The 15,061-nt window shown below is 64.5% G+C and carries 13 protein-coding genes; 5 read left to right on the forward strand and 8 right to left on the reverse strand.

Annotated elements, in window-relative coordinates; all coding sequences use genetic code 11:
• Positions 1–72: 72 nt before the first annotated feature.
• Positions 73–1,065 (forward strand): glycosyltransferase family 2 protein, encoded by a 993-nt coding sequence (locus tag HXX15_RS14095; protein WP_296516686.1) that lies wholly within the window; start codon positions 73–75, stop codon positions 1,063–1,065.
• Between the two features lie 10 nt (positions 1,066–1,075).
• Here the strand turns inward: HXX15_RS14095 and HXX15_RS14100 are convergent, their stop codons facing one another.
• From HXX15_RS14100 to HXX15_RS14120, 5 genes are all read right to left on the reverse strand, one after another.
• Complete coding sequence (locus HXX15_RS14100; RefSeq protein ID WP_296516687.1) at positions 1,076–2,089, reverse strand: DUF6492 family protein; 1,014 nt, start codon at positions 2,087–2,089, stop codon at positions 1,076–1,078.
• Complete coding sequence (locus tag HXX15_RS14105) at positions 2,086–3,240, reverse strand: Gfo/Idh/MocA family oxidoreductase (RefSeq protein WP_296516688.1); 1,155 nt, start codon at positions 3,238–3,240, stop codon at positions 2,086–2,088. Before HXX15_RS14105 ends, HXX15_RS14100 begins: the two co-directional genes overlap by 4 nt.
• Positions 3,241–3,329: 89 nt before the next feature.
• Positions 3,330–4,109 carry a WecB/TagA/CpsF family glycosyltransferase gene (locus HXX15_RS14110; RefSeq protein WP_296516689.1) on the reverse strand — a complete coding sequence of 260 codons (780 nt, stop codon included), beginning with the start codon at positions 4,107–4,109 and terminating at the stop codon, positions 3,330–3,332.
• Between the two features lie 366 nt (positions 4,110–4,475).
• On the reverse strand, positions 4,476–5,459 hold the full coding sequence (gene galE / locus HXX15_RS14115; protein ID WP_296516690.1) for a UDP-glucose 4-epimerase GalE: 984 nt from the start codon (positions 5,457–5,459) through the stop codon (positions 4,476–4,478).
• Between the two features lie 31 nt (positions 5,460–5,490).
• Complete coding sequence (locus tag HXX15_RS14120) at positions 5,491–6,765, reverse strand: O-antigen ligase domain-containing protein (RefSeq protein WP_296516691.1); 1,275 nt, start codon at positions 6,763–6,765, stop codon at positions 5,491–5,493.
• Between the two features lie 355 nt (positions 6,766–7,120).
• Here HXX15_RS14120 and HXX15_RS14125 point away from each other — a divergent pair, with 355 nt between their 5' ends.
• Positions 7,121–8,092: a S1C family serine protease gene (locus HXX15_RS14125; RefSeq protein ID WP_296516692.1), complete on the forward strand. Its 972-nt coding sequence runs from the start codon at positions 7,121–7,123 to the stop codon at positions 8,090–8,092.
• Between the two features lie 25 nt (positions 8,093–8,117).
• Here the strand turns inward: HXX15_RS14125 and HXX15_RS14130 are convergent, their stop codons facing one another.
• The 3 genes from HXX15_RS14130 to HXX15_RS14140 form a co-directional block, all read right to left on the reverse strand.
• A complete protein-coding gene (locus HXX15_RS14130) occupies positions 8,118–8,279 on the reverse strand; it encodes a Flp family type IVb pilin (protein ID WP_296516693.1) in 162 nt (53 codons plus the stop codon).
• A gap of 174 nt (positions 8,280–8,453) precedes the next feature.
• Complete coding sequence (locus HXX15_RS14135; RefSeq protein WP_296516694.1) at positions 8,454–8,885, reverse strand: heme-binding protein; 432 nt, start codon at positions 8,883–8,885, stop codon at positions 8,454–8,456.
• Positions 8,878–11,880, reverse strand: coding sequence for an FAD-binding and (Fe-S)-binding domain-containing protein (locus tag HXX15_RS14140; protein WP_296516695.1), 3,003 nt, complete (start codon positions 11,878–11,880; stop codon positions 8,878–8,880). The genes HXX15_RS14135 and HXX15_RS14140 overlap by 8 nt, the downstream gene beginning before the upstream one ends.
• Before the next feature lie 156 nt (positions 11,881–12,036).
• Here HXX15_RS14140 and HXX15_RS14145 point away from each other — a divergent pair, with 156 nt between their 5' ends.
• The 3 genes from HXX15_RS14145 to HXX15_RS14155 all read left to right on the forward strand — a co-directional run bounded on the left by HXX15_RS14145 (position 12,037) and on the right by HXX15_RS14155 (position 15,009).
• A complete protein-coding gene (locus HXX15_RS14145; RefSeq protein WP_296516696.1) occupies positions 12,037–13,242 on the forward strand; it encodes an aminotransferase class V-fold PLP-dependent enzyme in 1,206 nt (401 codons plus the stop codon).
• A 95-nt stretch (positions 13,243–13,337) separates the two neighbouring features.
• Positions 13,338–14,321 (forward strand): tripartite tricarboxylate transporter substrate-binding protein, encoded by a 984-nt coding sequence (locus tag HXX15_RS14150; RefSeq protein ID WP_296516697.1) that lies wholly within the window; start codon positions 13,338–13,340, stop codon positions 14,319–14,321.
• Positions 14,322–14,460: 139 nt separating this feature from the next.
• On the forward strand, positions 14,461–15,009 hold the full coding sequence (locus HXX15_RS14155) for a tripartite tricarboxylate transporter TctB family protein (RefSeq protein WP_296516698.1): 549 nt from the start codon (positions 14,461–14,463) through the stop codon (positions 15,007–15,009).
• Positions 15,010–15,061 lie beyond the last annotated feature (52 nt).

Genomic DNA, 15,061 nt, shown 5'->3' on the forward strand with positions numbered 1-15,061 from the left:
CTCTCATTGCTTTAGCGCCGCTTCGACGTCGGCCTGCCAGAGCCGGCATTCCGTTAACTCTGGGCCGTTGAAATGCAGCTAGCCGAACTTGACGATGCAACCAGCTCACGCCGGCGTGACGGCATCGGCCTGGCGGTGATCATCTGCACCTACCACCGACCGGAGCTGCTGCGAGAGACGCTCGACAGCCTCGGTCGACAAACGGTGCCGGACGATCTGCGGCCGACTGTCTACGTCGTCGACAACAGCGACGACGGCTCCGCCGCCGCGGTCGTGGCGGCGGCCGCGGCGTCGAACCGGCTGCCGATGCGATGGCTGGAGGCGCATCCGGCCAATATATCGGTGGCCCGCAATGTCGGGATCGGCGCGACCGACGAGCCGTTCGTGGCCTTTGTCGACGATGACGAATTGTGCGAAGCTGGCTGGCTCGAAGCCGTCGGCCGGGCGCTGCGAATCACCGCTCACGACGTGCTGTTCGGTCGGGTCGTCGCCAATTTCGAGAATCCCGATCTGCCGAGCGACGCCGTCAAGCAGCTGTTTTCCCGTGAGCTCGATCGCGCCGACGGGCACAGGCTGTATGCCTTCGGCCCCGACAAGCTCGCGGCGATCTCGCTCGCCACCTGCAACTCGATTTTTCGCCGCGCCACCACCTTGACCGACGAGGTTCCGTTCGACGCCTCGTTCGGCGTCGGCGGCGGCGAGGACTACGATCTGTTCTGCCGGCTGCAACGGCGCGGCCGCAGCTTCGGCTGGCTGCCCGCCGCCACGGTGCGCGAATTTGTTCCGGGGGCGCGCTGCGAGGGCCGCTATCTGCGACGACGGTTCTATGCCGGCGGCCAGGCGTTCGCCGCGGCGATCGCGCGCAACAGCGACAACCAGCAACTGACGCGCTGGATCGTGCGATGGAAGGCGGCGGCGCAGGGCATCCTGCTGCTGCTGCAATTGCCAAAGGTCTTGATCCGCGGGGGCCGCAGTCTCGACGACTACGGTTATCGCTGGGCCGGCATTCTCGGCAAGCTGTCGTTCGGCGGGATCTATCCGTTGTATCGTCGCGACCGCAACTGATCTCCAGTGCCTATCGCGACGCCAGGCTTTCGCGCCGCTCGGCGATTTGCACCACGCTGCGATCGTCCTCCGGCGCGGCCCGATCCTGCGACGCCGCGAAGGCGACCAGGCGATCGTACAAATTCCGTAGTTGCGGCAGCGGCAGCGCGATCGTCGACTGCACGCAGCCGGCGATCATCCGCGGATCGAGCGAGGTGACGAATTCCGTTTCGTCCTCGGCGCCGGCGAATTCGTCGCTCCAGCGGGTGTGACACAGCGACACCGGCGCGATCGCCAGCCTGGCGTCGGCGAGACCCAGCACCCGTTCGGCGAACACGCCGTACAGCAGATATTCCGAGAAGTGCTGAGTGCGCGCCAGCACGACGCGCCAATCGCGCCCGCCGATCTCTTCAATGCGGCCGATCATCCGGTGCACCACGGAACGCCGCCAGACGACGAGGGAATCGATGTAGTCGCCGTCGTGGAACGGATCCGGCGGCAGGCCCAGCAAGGTGCTGGCGGACAGATGCCAGCAACGGTGCCCCTCGGCATCGACATGCGGGCGGCGAAACAGCCGAACGCCGGCGCCGTCCTGATACAGGGTCTCCAGCGAAAACGGCCGCACGAAAACCGCGTCGCTGTCGACATGCATGACGATTTCGGTCGGCGAATCCGCCGCCCCGGCGACCTTCATGATCTGCTGCGCGATCCATCCCCGCACCGGCATGCTGAATGGGGTGACGTAGATATTTCGCCGCGGCAACAACAACAGCCTGCGCCAGCGCGCCGCCGGCAGCGGCACCTTCCAGAACCATTTCGGCAGCAGAGTTTCCTCGGCGATGATCTGGCGCCGGGCGTTGGCGAGGGGCGCAAACAGCGCCAGGTCGGAGGCCGGGACGTAAATCCGATGCTGCACATTGTCCGGCACGAACCGATCAACGCTCGCGCACAGCATCGCGCAGAGGTCGAAATCGCCGCGAAACGAGCAGGTCAGGATGCTCGCCTCGTCCTGGCCGTTAACAGCAGGCTTGCCTGCGCTGATCATGGTGCCCAGTCCATTTTCGCGATTGGTGAGAACGATGATTGAACGATCGCCGGGGAGGCGAAGCGTCCGGGAAATTGCAGAATTTCGGTGACCTCGGTGATGTGAACCGCGAAATCCTCGTCGAGCCGGCTGTTGCGTCCGGTTGCGAGCGCATCGGCGAGTTCGGACACTCCGCGCATGAAATCCATCGTGGGACGGCCCCGCCCGCCGGCAAACAGCGGCGGGCGCACCAGCGGGAGCCGTCGTCCGGCGAGCCACGGCAGCCGTCGTTCGATCAGTCGCGAGATCCGGCCTTGCGCTGCGCGACGCAGCACGACGGGGCTGGCGTAGTCCCACAGTTCGGTGATTTCGAGGTGGCCGTCGTCGCCGACGATACGCATCCGGTGGTCATAGGGCGCGACCACCGAATTGGTCAGCCGGGCCACCACGCCATCGTCGAATTCGAGCAGGCCCACGGAGAAGTCCGGCGTCGCCGCATGCAGCGGCGGGCTGACCTTCTTGTCGGCTACCTGGACCGACGCAAAGGCGGTGACGCGCCGCACCGGGCCGAACATCGCGCCCAGGATCGTCAGCGCATAGCCGGCGTGCTCGAAGGTACAGCCGGTCTCGAACTCGCCGCGCGCCGGCCAGACCCGGCCGCTCCTGCTGACCCAGCTCTGATAATTGGCGCGATGGATCATGCCGTCATCAAGCTCGGCGTAGGCCAGCCGCACCTTTCCGATCCGTCCCGCTCGCAGCGCCGACCATGCGGTCTGCGCGCTTTCGCCGAGCACGTTGCAGGGCGCCGAAGACAGCCGGACGTCGGCGGCGCGGGCGGCGTCGCGCAGTTCCGCGGCCTGCCGCATGGTCAACGCCAGCGGCTTTTCGGAATATACGTTCTTGCCGGCGGAGATCGCTGCGCGGGTAACGTCGGCGTGGCTCTCCGGACAGGTCAGATTGACGACGATCCGGACCGCGGGATCGTCCAGCGCCTGTTGCAGCGAAGCGTAGCGGGTATCGCCCCAACAGGCCACGAAGGCATCGAGGCGTTGCGGGTCGCGGTCGAACACCCCGACCAGGCGCAGCCGGTCGCCGTGAAACGGCAGGCAATAGCGGTAGGAATCCGCAACATAGCCGCAACCGATGATGGCAATGCCGAGGGGCTCGTTCATGGCTACCTTTGGGGCGCGACTGCCGATCGCCCGAAGCAATAAAGTCTTCGACTTAAATCCGAGTTACTGGTCACGGCGTGGCCTGCCGGCTAGGCGTCACGCTCGGGAATCGCGGACCGCTGCGTCGTAAGTCGCCCCAGGAGAATCTGGATCAGCAGCACCGCGCACAACGCGTAGCGCCACGCCATCCGGCGCGGATGGCTGACCAATCGCCAGATCCATTCCAGGCCGAACCGCTGCATCATGTTCGGCGCCCGGGTCTGTGTATTAGCGACGAAGTCCAGCGCGGCGCCGACGCAGAGAAAGCCGACGTGCGGATAGATCGCGGCCATCCGGTCGGCGAACATTTCCTGTTTGGGGGCGCCGAGGCAGACAAAGCACAGCCGCGCTCCGGAGGCCGCGATACGGGCCGCGGATTCCAGCGCCTCGGCCGACGCGTAGTCGAAGCCCTGCGGCGGCGCCTCGATGCCGCTGACGATCAGTTTCGGATACCTGGCCTGCAGGCGTTGCGCGGCGCCATGCAGCGAGGCGCTGTCCGATCCGAACATGAATACGCCGACGCCGTTTCGCTCGGCGACCTCGCATATCGGAAGCACGATGTCGGCGCCGGCAACCCGCTGAAGGTCGGGCGTCATTTGCCGCCCGAGCATCACGATCGGCATTCCGTCGGCGGTGACGAAGGTCATTCGTTGATAGGCGGCAAGAAAAATCTTGTCGCGGCGCTGCTTCACCAGATGATCGAGGTTGAGCGTCGCCAGTGTGAACCCGGCGTCTTGGTTAACGCGGCCCGTCACTAGACGCTGCAGATCGTCGAAGTTGCGAACGTTGATCTGCTGTCCGGCCACCACTGCGACGGGCTTCGGGTTCATGATAACAACGATCGCTCCAGATGATTGAACGCGCAACGTGAAGCGTGTCAATCGGAATATTATCAGTCCTGCGACCTGCTACGAGTCTCTTCGACTTTAACCATTCTTCATAGTTAATCCGTCTACGTCTCGTTAGCGCGGAAAAATTGCTCTCGAAGGCATTGCGATTCGAGCTGTTGAAGATCGAACGAATGCAGCGCGACCCTACGGATCAAGAGATTATCGGTCCGTGAAGTCGCTTCGCGAAAGTCGGGTGCATCTGTCGATTTGGTGGCCGGCGCCGCCGCACATCGCGCAGACGTGAATGATCGCCGCGAAACGGATCGAAGGAAACCGATTAGTTGCCCGATATGACGGCTGCGGCGCCTAAAGTCCGCGCTCCCAGGCCAGTGCATGGCGAACGATGGTTTCGAGATCGCCATAGCGCGGCGTCCAGCCCAGCATTGTCCGGGCGCGCTGGTTGGACGCCACCAGCGTCGCGGGATCGCCGGCGCGGCGCGGTTTGAGGCGGACATCGAAATCGACGCCGGACACCCGCTTCACCACGTCGATCACTTCGAGGACGGAGTAGCCGGTCGCGTCGCCGAGATTGCAGGTCAGGCTCGGTCCGCCCCCTCGCAGATAGTTCAGCGCGTCGAGATGCGCCTGCGCCAGATCGCTGACATGGACGTAGTCACGAATGCACGAGCCGTCCGCGGTCGGATAGTCGGTGCCGTAGACCTCCATTCCGGCGCGTTTGCCGAGCGCGGCCTGCACCGCAATCTTGATCAGGTGCGTCGCATTGGGCGAGGATTGACCGGCCCTGCCTTGCGGATCGGCGCCGGCGACGTTGAAATAGCGTAACGCCGCGTAGCTGAGCGGATGAGCCTTGGCGACGTCCGCGAGCATCCATTCCACCATCAACTTGGAACGCCCGTAGGGATTGATCGGATCGGTCGCCTGATCCTCGACGACCGGCGTCACCTCCGGCTCGCCATAGACCGCGGCGGTCGATGAGAACACGAAATGGGGAATGGCGTGGCGAACCACGCATTCGATCAGCGTACGGGCGTTGACGGTGTTGTTGGCGTAATAGGCCAGCGGGTTGGCGACCGAGTCCGGCACCACCACGCTGGCGGCAAAATGGATCACGGCCTCAACCGGGTAGCGATCCATGATCTCGCCGACGAAATCGGCGTTACCGAAATCGCCCAGGAAGAACGGCACCTCGGCCGGCACCGCGGAACGCAGCCCGGCCGACAGATCGTCGATCACCAGCGGCCGCTCGCCCGCGGCCAGCAATGCGAGCGTCATGTGACTGCCGATATAACCGGCGCCGCCGGTGACGAGAATATGTCGCTGTTGGCTCATGGCCGGCTTCAACCTGCGTTCGTTGCGGAGCTTACCGCGAACCACTCGCTTGCGAATCGCTCGAGCCGGCGAGGCTCTGGCTGCGGTACGCGCTGGTTGCGACCGCGAGGCCCCAGGTCAATCCTAGCAGCATGAAGTAATGACGCCAATGGTCGGTATCGATGATGAAGCTCTCCAGCAGCGTCACGATCAAGGTCGAGACGATGGCGATGTAGGTGCGCTGCCAGGGTGTTCGCACGAACACCTGGCGAAGTCCAAAGATCGCCGTGGTGAAGACCAGCGCGGGGTACAGGATTCCGCTGATCCAGCCGCCGGACATGAAGGCGTTCAGGAAGGAGTTGTGGGTGTCTTCCGGGAAGAAACGCCGGAATTGCAGCGGGCCGATTCCGGTCGGATAGTCGAGCGCCATCCCGGCGCCGAGGATATGACGGCCGAACCGCCCGAACCGGCCGCTGTCGTAGGGCTGATTGAAACTCGCGCGTTCCTTGAACAGCGACGAGACCTGATCGAACGACAGCAGAATGGCGATGGCCGCTACCGCCAATGCCAGCGCGACGACCGCGAGGATCACGATACGGGCACGCTTCTGCTGCGACGACGCGGTGATGAACGTCAGCGCCAACATCAGCAGCGTCGACCCGGCGAAGGTGCCCCAGGCGGCGCGAGAAAAAGCCAAGAAGATCGCCAGGCTGAGGATCCCCAGTGCCAGGCCGTTACGCAATGCGCTCCAGAACGATCCCTCGAGGACTTTCTGCAAGGCGTAAAGCGCAGGAAACACCAGAAAGGCGCCGAGCACGTTCGGATCCTTGAAGGTGCCGCGGGCACGGCCGGCATAGGTCAGCAGATCCTCGCCGCCTGGAATCAGGTTGAAATAGCCGGCGATCGCGGCCAGCGAGGCGATGATCGCACCGAACAGATAGCCGCGCGCGATCGCCTCGACGCGGTCGCCGCTGTCTTCGAGGCAGAGCAGCGAATAGAAGATGGCGGCAATCGCCATGTACCAGGATGTCAGCACCCAATACAGAATCTCGGTGTCTTCCAGGAGTTCGATGGCGCCGATCGAATAGCCGATGCCGATGCCGGCGAGCAGCCCGATCGGGACCAGCAGCGGCGGCGACATTCGCAGGCCGCTGGCGAAGAACACGATCATCGACAGCACGATGGCGAATTCATACGGGCTCGGCTCGATGAAGACGATCGCGCCGCTGGCGCCGAGCAGCCAGAGCAGGCCGAGCTGCACGGCCTTCAGTCCGGGGATCGACGCCGCCGGACGCTCGGCCTGGGACGCGAGGGCAAAATCAGTCATCGGTTCAACCTGGCGTCGCCGATCTGGAACAATCTGTTGGCCGCAAGGCGGCGCTAGCAGGCATGCGCCGATAGGTGTGCGGGCCGCCGACCGAACGACCTGCCGCAGTCTATTGAATTGAGATTAACATCGACTTTATCGCGAGTCGCGGAGCCGGCTCTGTCCGCCGCATGGGACCGGCGGCGGTCGGGTTTGCATGGCTGCGGCGGGCCGTGGCCGGCTTGCAAAAGCCGGCCCAGTCTCCATAATTCCCAAAGGCCGCGGCTTGCTTCGCCGATCCGGCAGCAGGCCGGTCCTTTGATGCCGCGGATTCCGCCGGTCTGCGGCGGTCGTTCGGGTCGAACAGGAGAAGCCCATGCCTTCTTTGCCCGAATGGAGTGTGCCGGCCGCGGTGCGGCCGCGCGCTGCGGATTACGACTTCGATCTCAACCGGACGTTGTCCGCCGTTGTCGGGCTTCATTCGATCGTTCCTGCCGATGCCTTTACCGCCAACACCCTGGGCGTCGAACGCGCCGGCAACGGCGTCCTGATCGACGACGATCTGGTGCTGACCATCGGCTATCTGATCACCGAGGCCGAAATGGTCTGGCTGCATCTCGGCGATCGCCGCGTCGTCGAAGGTCACGCGCTGGGCTTCGACCAGGACAGCGGCTTCGGTCTGGTGCAGGCGTTCGGCCGGCTCGATCTGCCGTCGTTGCCGCTTGGAGTGTCCGGCGCCACCGAGGTCGGAGACAGGGTCGTAGTCGGCGGCGTCGGCGGACGCGCCCGCTCGGTCGCGGCCCGGGTCGCTGCGCGGCAGGAATTCGCCGGCTATTGGGAATATCTGCTGGATGACGCGATCTTCACCCAGCCCTCGCATCCCAATTGGGGCGGCACCGGACTGATCTCGTCCCGCGGCGAACTGATCGGGATCGGCTCGCTTCAGATCGAGCGCGAGCGCGGTGGCAACAACGAGCATCTCAACATGATGGTGCCGATCGATCTGCTGAAGCCGGTGCTCGACGATCTGCGCAAATTCGGTCGCGTCAACAAGCCGGCGCGGCCTTGGCTCGGGATGTATTCGTCGGAAATCGATGACAGAATCGTGGTGGTCGGCATCGCGCCCAAGGGTCCGGCGGCGCGTGCCGAACTCAAGCCCGGGGATGTCGTACTGGCCGTGCGCGGCGAGCCGGTGAACAGCGCGGCGGATTTCTACCGCAAGATCTGGGCGCTGGGGCCGGCCGGAGTCGAAGTGCCGCTGACGCTGCTCAGCGGCGGCGCGACCTTCGATGTGGTGCTGCATTCGTCCGACCGGGCGAAATTCCTCAAGGCGCCGCGGCTGCATTGATCTCGCAGCACAGCCGCCGCGATTGTCACTTGATCGATGAGTTGATGCTCGTGAACTTGGTTTTCAAGTTGGTGCCAAGTCCGTTGACCGCGGTGATGATCGCAAGCGAGATGCCCGCGGCGATCAGGCCATACTCGATGGCCGTTGCGCCAGTTTCGTCCGCGAGGAATGCTCGGATGATTTTCATCGGATTATCGATAGGCCGAAGTCTTGAAAGGCGAGTTAAATAACCCATTGAAATACGGGTATTTCTGGTTCCGTTTCGGGAACTCGGGGCAACCCGACGGGCGCCGGCCGGAACGGTTCCGGCGAATTCCGGGCTGAATCTCGAGAGATCCAGACGTGGGTCCGGGCGGCGACGTTATCCTGCGTTGGCTTTCAGCCCCGCGGCTTCGATTCCCGCCAGGGCGCAAGCCTCGTCATTGTCGGAGGTGTCGCCGCTGATTCCAATCGCGCCGAGCAGTGCCCCCGCCTGGTCGTGAATCAGCACGCCGCCCGGCACCGGCACCAGCGCGCCCCGCGCCATGGTGTTGACCGCATCGACGAAATACGGCTGCTCCTGCGCGCGCTGGAAGATCGCGCGCGATCCCATGCCGAGCGCCAGCGCGCCCCAGGCCTTGCCGTGGGCGATCTCGCCGCGCATCAGGCTGGTGCCGTCCTGTGCCGCGCTGGCTTTGACGCAGCCGCGCGCATCCAGCACCGTGATCACCAGCGGCTTCAGCTTGAGCTCGCCCGATTTGGCGAGCGCGGCGTCGAGGATGGTGCGGGCGGTGTCGAGCGAAAGATCAGCCATTGTTGTTGTCCTTGTGAGCCGGCGGTAAAGCGGAAAGCGTTGCGGCGTCGAGGCTCATCGCCAGCACGCGGGCGACGTGCAGCGCGCCGCGGTCGGCGCCGTCCCTGATCTGATGTCGGCACGAGGTGCCGTCGGCGACGATCAGCGTCGCGGCATCGGCGCGCCGCACCGCCGGCAGCAGCGACGCCTCGGCCATCTGCATCGAGACGTCATAAGTCTCGGCGCCGTAGCCGAACGAGCCCGCCATGCCGCAGCAGCTCGACTCCACGGTCTCGACTTCGAGATTCGGGATCAACCGCAGCACCTGCTCAACCGGCTTGAACGCGCCGAACGATTTCTGGTGGCAGTGGCCGTGCAGCAGCGCCTTCGGCGCGATGGCATGAAGCGGCAGTTGCAGCCGGCCGGCTTCCGCCTCGCGCGCCAGAAATTCCTCGAACAGCAGCGCCTGCGCGCTGACGGCCTTGGCGGCGTCGTCGCTGCGTAGCGACGGTAATTCGTCGCGCAGCGTCAGCAGGCAGCTCGGCTCCAGTCCCACGATCGGCACGCCGCGCGCGGCGAACGGCGCGTAGGCCGCGACCAGCCGGTCGAGTTCGGCGCGGGCCTGATCGACCAAGCCGGTCGACAGGAACGTCCGCCCGCAGCACAGCGGCCTTCCACCATCCGGCGGTTTCGGCAGATGCACGCGATAGCCGCACGCGATCAGCACTTGTATCGCTGCGTCGACGTTTTCGCGCTCGAAGGCGCGGTTGAAGGTGTCGGCGAACAACACCACCTCGCGGCCATTCGCGGGGCCTACTGCGTCGGAAGGGGCGCGGAAGACATCGCTGCGCCAGCGCGGCAGATTGCGCCTGGCGCTGATGCCGACGTAGCGCTGAAACAGCGCCCTGACCACGAAACTGCGCTCGTGCAAATTGATCAACGGCGCCACCCGCGCCGCCAGCGCGGCATAGCGCGGCAGATAGCCGAACAGGGCGTCGCGCAGCGCGAGGCCGTGTTTCGCCAAGCGCGCCGCCAGCACCTCGATCTTCATCTTCGCCATGTCGACGCCGGTCGGGCATTCATGCCGGCAGGCCTTGCAGGAGACGCAGAGTTTCAACGTTTGCATCATCTCGTCGGAGGTCAGCGCGTCCGGCCCGAGTTGTCCCGAGATCGCCAGCCGCAACGCATTGGCGCGGCCTCGCGTGACGTCCTTCTCGTCGCGGGTGGCGCGATAGGACGGGCACATCACGCCGCCCTCCAGCTTGCGGCAGGCGCCGTTGTTGTTGCACATCTCCACCGCGCCCTGGAAACCGTCGCCGGCGCCTGGATAGGCGGTCCAGTCGAAGACGGTCTTCAACTCGCCGACCTGATAGTCGGGCGGATAGCGGAACAGCGAGCGATCATCCATCCGCGGCGCGTCGACGATCTTGCCGGGATTGAGCAAATTGTCCGGATCGAAGCGCTGCTTGACTTCAGCGAAATCGGCGACGATGCGCTCGCCGAACATCGATGTATGGAATTCCGAGCGCACGATGCCGTCGCCGTGTTCGCCGGAATGTGAACCCTTGTATTCGCGCACCATCGCGAAGGTTTCCTCGGCGATGGCGCGCATCGCCTTGACGTCCTTCTCCAGCTTCAGATTGAGCACGGGACGGACATGCAGGCAGCCTTCCGAGGCGTGCGCATACATGGTCCCGCTGGTGCCGTGCTTCGCAAATATCGCGTTGAGCCGCGCGGTGTAGTCGGCCAGATGCGGCAGCGGCACCGCGCAGTCCTCGACGAACGATACTGGCTTGCCGGCCTGCTTCATCGACATCATCACATTGAGGCCCGCGGCGCGGAACTCGGCGATTCCGGTCTGCAGTGCCGGCTCGATAATCTCGACCACGCCGCCCCATTTGCGTTGCGGCTGATCCCAGCCGAAGCCGAGATCGCCCATCATCTCGCCGAGTTGCTTTAGACGCGCAACATTCTCGGCTTGGTCCTCCTCGGCGAATTCGACGATCAGCACCGCGTCGGGATCGCCGCGTACCGCGGTGGCGATGATGCCCTTGAACATCGCAATGTCGCGGCCGAGCGCCAGCATGGTGCGGTCGACCAGTTCGACCGCGATCGGCTTCAGCTTCACCAGATGCTGCGCGGCGTTCATCGCCTCGTAGAAGCTGCCGAAATGGCAGACGCCCAGCACCTTGTTGCGGATCAGCGGCCACAGCTTGAGTTCGACCTGGGTGGTGAACGCAAGCGTGCCTTCGCTGCCGACCAGCAGATGCGCCAGATTGTTCGGCCGGTTGCTCGGCACCAGCGCGTCGAGATTGTAGCCGCCGACCCGGCGCTGCACTTTCGGAAACCGCTCGGCAATCTCGGCCGCCTCGCGCGCGCCGAGCGCCAGCATGTCGGCGAACAAGGCGCGGCCGGCTTCGGCCGAATCCGACAGGTCGCGCGGCACCTCGCCGAATTGCAGCAGCGCGCCATCGGCCAAGGCGGCCTGCATCGATAGCGTGTTGTCGCGCATGGTGCCGTAGCGCAGCGAACGGCCGCCGCAGGAATTGTTGCCGGCCATGCCGCCGATCGTCGCCCGCGACGCGGTGGAGACATCGACCGGAAACCACAACCCGTGTTTCTTCAGTTGACGATTGAGGTCGTCGAGCACGATGCCAGGCTCGACCACGCAGGTCCGGTTCTCGACGTCCAGCGACAGCAGCTTGTTGCAGTGCTTCGAGAAGTCGATGACGATGCCGTGATTGATAGTCTGGCCGCATTGCGAGGTGCCGCCGCCGCGCGGGGTGACGATCCGCCCGGCCTCGCGGCAGATCGCCAGCGCCCGCAGCGCCTCGTCAATGCTGCGGGGCACAACGATGCCGGCGGGAACGATCTGGTAGAATGAGGCATCGGTGGCGTAGCGGCCGCGGCTGAAGCTGTCGAACAGCACGTCGCCCGAGGTTTCGCGCGAAAGCCGCGCGGCGAGCGCGTCGTCCGTGCCCGCGTTCCGAACCGTTACCGTTGTGCTGGTTGCCATTCAGATGCCTCGTCTGTGCCATCTGTCTTGCATCCGGATTTCGGCATTGCAAGACGCTCGAACGGCGCCCTGCCGGTCAGCAATGCGGGGACAAGGCTGCGAAAAACTGTTATGCGGGCGCCTCAAGAACAATGCCCCCGGGGAAGGACGCCACCCATGACCGTGCACACCGGACGACATTTTCTGCAGATTCCGGGCCCCACCAACGTGCCCGAGCGGGTGCTGCGCGCGATGGACATGCCGACCATCGATCATCGCGGGCCGGAATTCGCCGCGCTCGGCCGCGAGGTGATGGAGGGCTGCAAGACCATTTTCCGCAGCAGCGGCCCTGTGATCATCTATCCCGGCTCCGGAACCGGCGGCTGGGAAGCCGCCATCGTCAATACGCTATCGCCCGGCGATCGCGTATTGATGGTCGAGACCGGGCATTTCGCGGCGCAGTGGCGGCTGATCGCCGAGCGCTTCAAGCTGGCGATCGACTACATTCCGGGCGATTGGCGTCACGGCATCGACCCGCAACAGATTGAAGCGAAGCTGTCGGAGGATCGCGCCCACGCCATCAGGGCCGTGATGGTTGTACACAACGAGACCTCGACCGGGATCACCAGCAGCGTTGCGGAGGTGCGCGCCGCGCTCGACCGCGCGCAGCATCCGGCGCTGCTGATGGTCGATGCGGTGTCGTCGCTGGGATCGATGGACTACCAACACGACGGCTGGGGCGTCGATGTCACCGTCGCCGCGTCGCAAAAGGGCCTGATGCTGCCGCCCGGACTCGCCTTCAACGCGATTTCAGACAAGGCGCTGGCGGCGTCGAAGGCGAATGCATCGCTGCGCTCCTATTGGGACTGGAACGAGATTCTTTCGTCTAACAAGTCCGGTTCCTGGCCCTACACGCCGGCGACCAACATGCTCTACGGCTTGAAGGAAGCGATCGCGATGCTGCACGAGGAGGGGCTCGACAACGTGTTCGCCCGGCATCAGCGACACGCGGCAGCGACCCGCGCCGCGATCCGCGCCTGGGACATCGAGTTGCTCTGCCTCGACCCGCACGGTCACTCTGCCGTCGTCACCGCAGCTTTGATGCCCGAGGGGCATGACGCCGATCATCTGCGCAAGGTGGTGCTGGAGAATTTCGACATGTCGCTCGGCGCGGGCCTGTCGAAGCTGAAGGGCAAGGTGTTCCGGATCGGCCATATCGGGCATTTCAACGACCTGATGCTGATGGGAACCCTGGCCGGCGTCGAGATGGGGCTCGATCTCGCCAAGGTGCCGCATCGCAGCGGCGGCGTGCTTGCCGCGATGGAGGTGCTAAAGGGCCGCGGCGCGGTGCCGCTCCCGGCCTCGCGCAGCGCGGTCGCCTGACGCTCAGCCTTGCGCTTGAACTCGCGGGCAAAACCCGCACAATGACGACAACAAGAAGCTTGGCACTGCCCGGCGAACACGACAGGGACGAAACGATGCGCAAGATAACGAAAGCCGCGGTCGCGCTTGTGGCCGCGATGGCGAGCTTTCCCGCAGCCGCCTGGGAACCGACCAAGCCGGTCGAGATCGTGGTCGCGGCCGGCGCCGGCGGCGCCTCCGACCAGATGGCGCGGATGATGCAGGCCGCGATCCAGAAGAACAATCTGATGAAGCAGCCGGTTGTAGTGTCGCTGAAGGGCGGCGCCTCCGGGGCCGAGGCGCTGATCTATATGAAGTCCAGCGAGGGCGATCCCAACAAGGTGCTGATCGCCTATTCGCTGATCTACATGCTGCCGCTGTCGGCCAAGATTCCGTTCAATTGGCGTGAGCTGACGCCGGTGTCGGTGGTGGCGATGGACCAGTTCGTGCTGTGGGACAATATTGAGGGTCCGAAGACGGTGAAGGATTTCATCGCGGCTGCGAAGACCGCCGGTTCACCGTTCAAGATGGGCGGCACCGGCTCCAAGCGCGAAGACCATGTGCTCACCGTGTTCATGGAGAAGCGCACCGGCGCGAAATTCTCCTATCTGCCGTACAAATCCGGCGGTGAGGCCGCGACCCAGCTGGTCGGCAAGCACACCGAATCCAATGTCAACAATCCGTCGGAAAATCTCGAAGTCTGGCGCGCCGGCCAGGTCCGGGCGCTGTGTGTGTTCGACAAGGAGCGGATCGCCTACACAACCAAGGTCACCGAGACGCAGTCCTGGAACGACATTCCGACCTGCAAGGAAGAGGGACTCGACGTGCAGTATCTGATGCTGCGGGCGATGTTCCTGCCCGGCAAGGTGACGCCCGAGCAGAAGGACTTCTATGTCGATCTGTTCAAGAAGGTGACGCAGACCGCCGAATACAAGGACTACATGGAAAAGCAGGCGCTGAAGCCGGTCTATCTCACCGGCCCCGAGATGCTGAAGTTCCTCGAGGAAGACGACGCGCTGAACAAGTCGCTGATGACCGAAGCGGGATTCGTCGCGCAGTGACTTCTCCCTCTTCCCGCGGGCGGGGAGAGCGGGCTTGCCGCGGACTCTGATGATGACGTGACGCCCCTCACCCGGCGCTTCGCGCCGACCTCTCCCTGCAGGCGGGGAGAGGTGAAGAACTCCCACCGAGCGTGACCATATGTCGAAATCTGAATTCGATATCGAAATCATCGTCGACGATCCCACCGCTCCGGAGCCGGATTCTCCAGCGGTCACCGATATCCATACGGTCGAAATCGTGGTCTCGCTGATGCTGCTGGCGCTCGCGGTCATGCTCGGCATTGATAACTGGCGCACCGGCGCGTCGTGGGATTCCACCGGCCCTCAGGCTGGCTATTTCCCGTTCTATCTCTCGGTCATTCTCGGCGGCGCCAGCCTGTATGGACTGGTCACCACATTCCTTGCACGCCGCGAAACCTCCGAGACCTTCGTCACCCGCGCACAATTGCGCCGCGTGATGCAGGTGTTCGTGCCGACGCTGCTGTTCTGTCTCGCCATGCAGTTTCTCGGGCTATATGTCGCGAGCTTCCTGCTGATCGCCGGCTTCATGCGGCTGGTCGGCAAGATCGCGTGGTGGAAATCGCTGCTCACCGCCTTCGTCTTCACCGCGATCATGTTCGTCACCTTCGACGTCGCGTTCGACGTCATCATGCCGAAGGGCCCGCTCGAAGCGGCGTTCGGGCGCTAACGCATGATCCCGAAAAATGGGAACCGGTTTTCGGACCAGATCATGCGCAAAT

Source organism: Rhodopseudomonas sp., from assembly GCF_013377015.1.
GTDB lineage: Bacteria > Pseudomonadota > Alphaproteobacteria > Rhizobiales > Xanthobacteraceae > JARJEH01.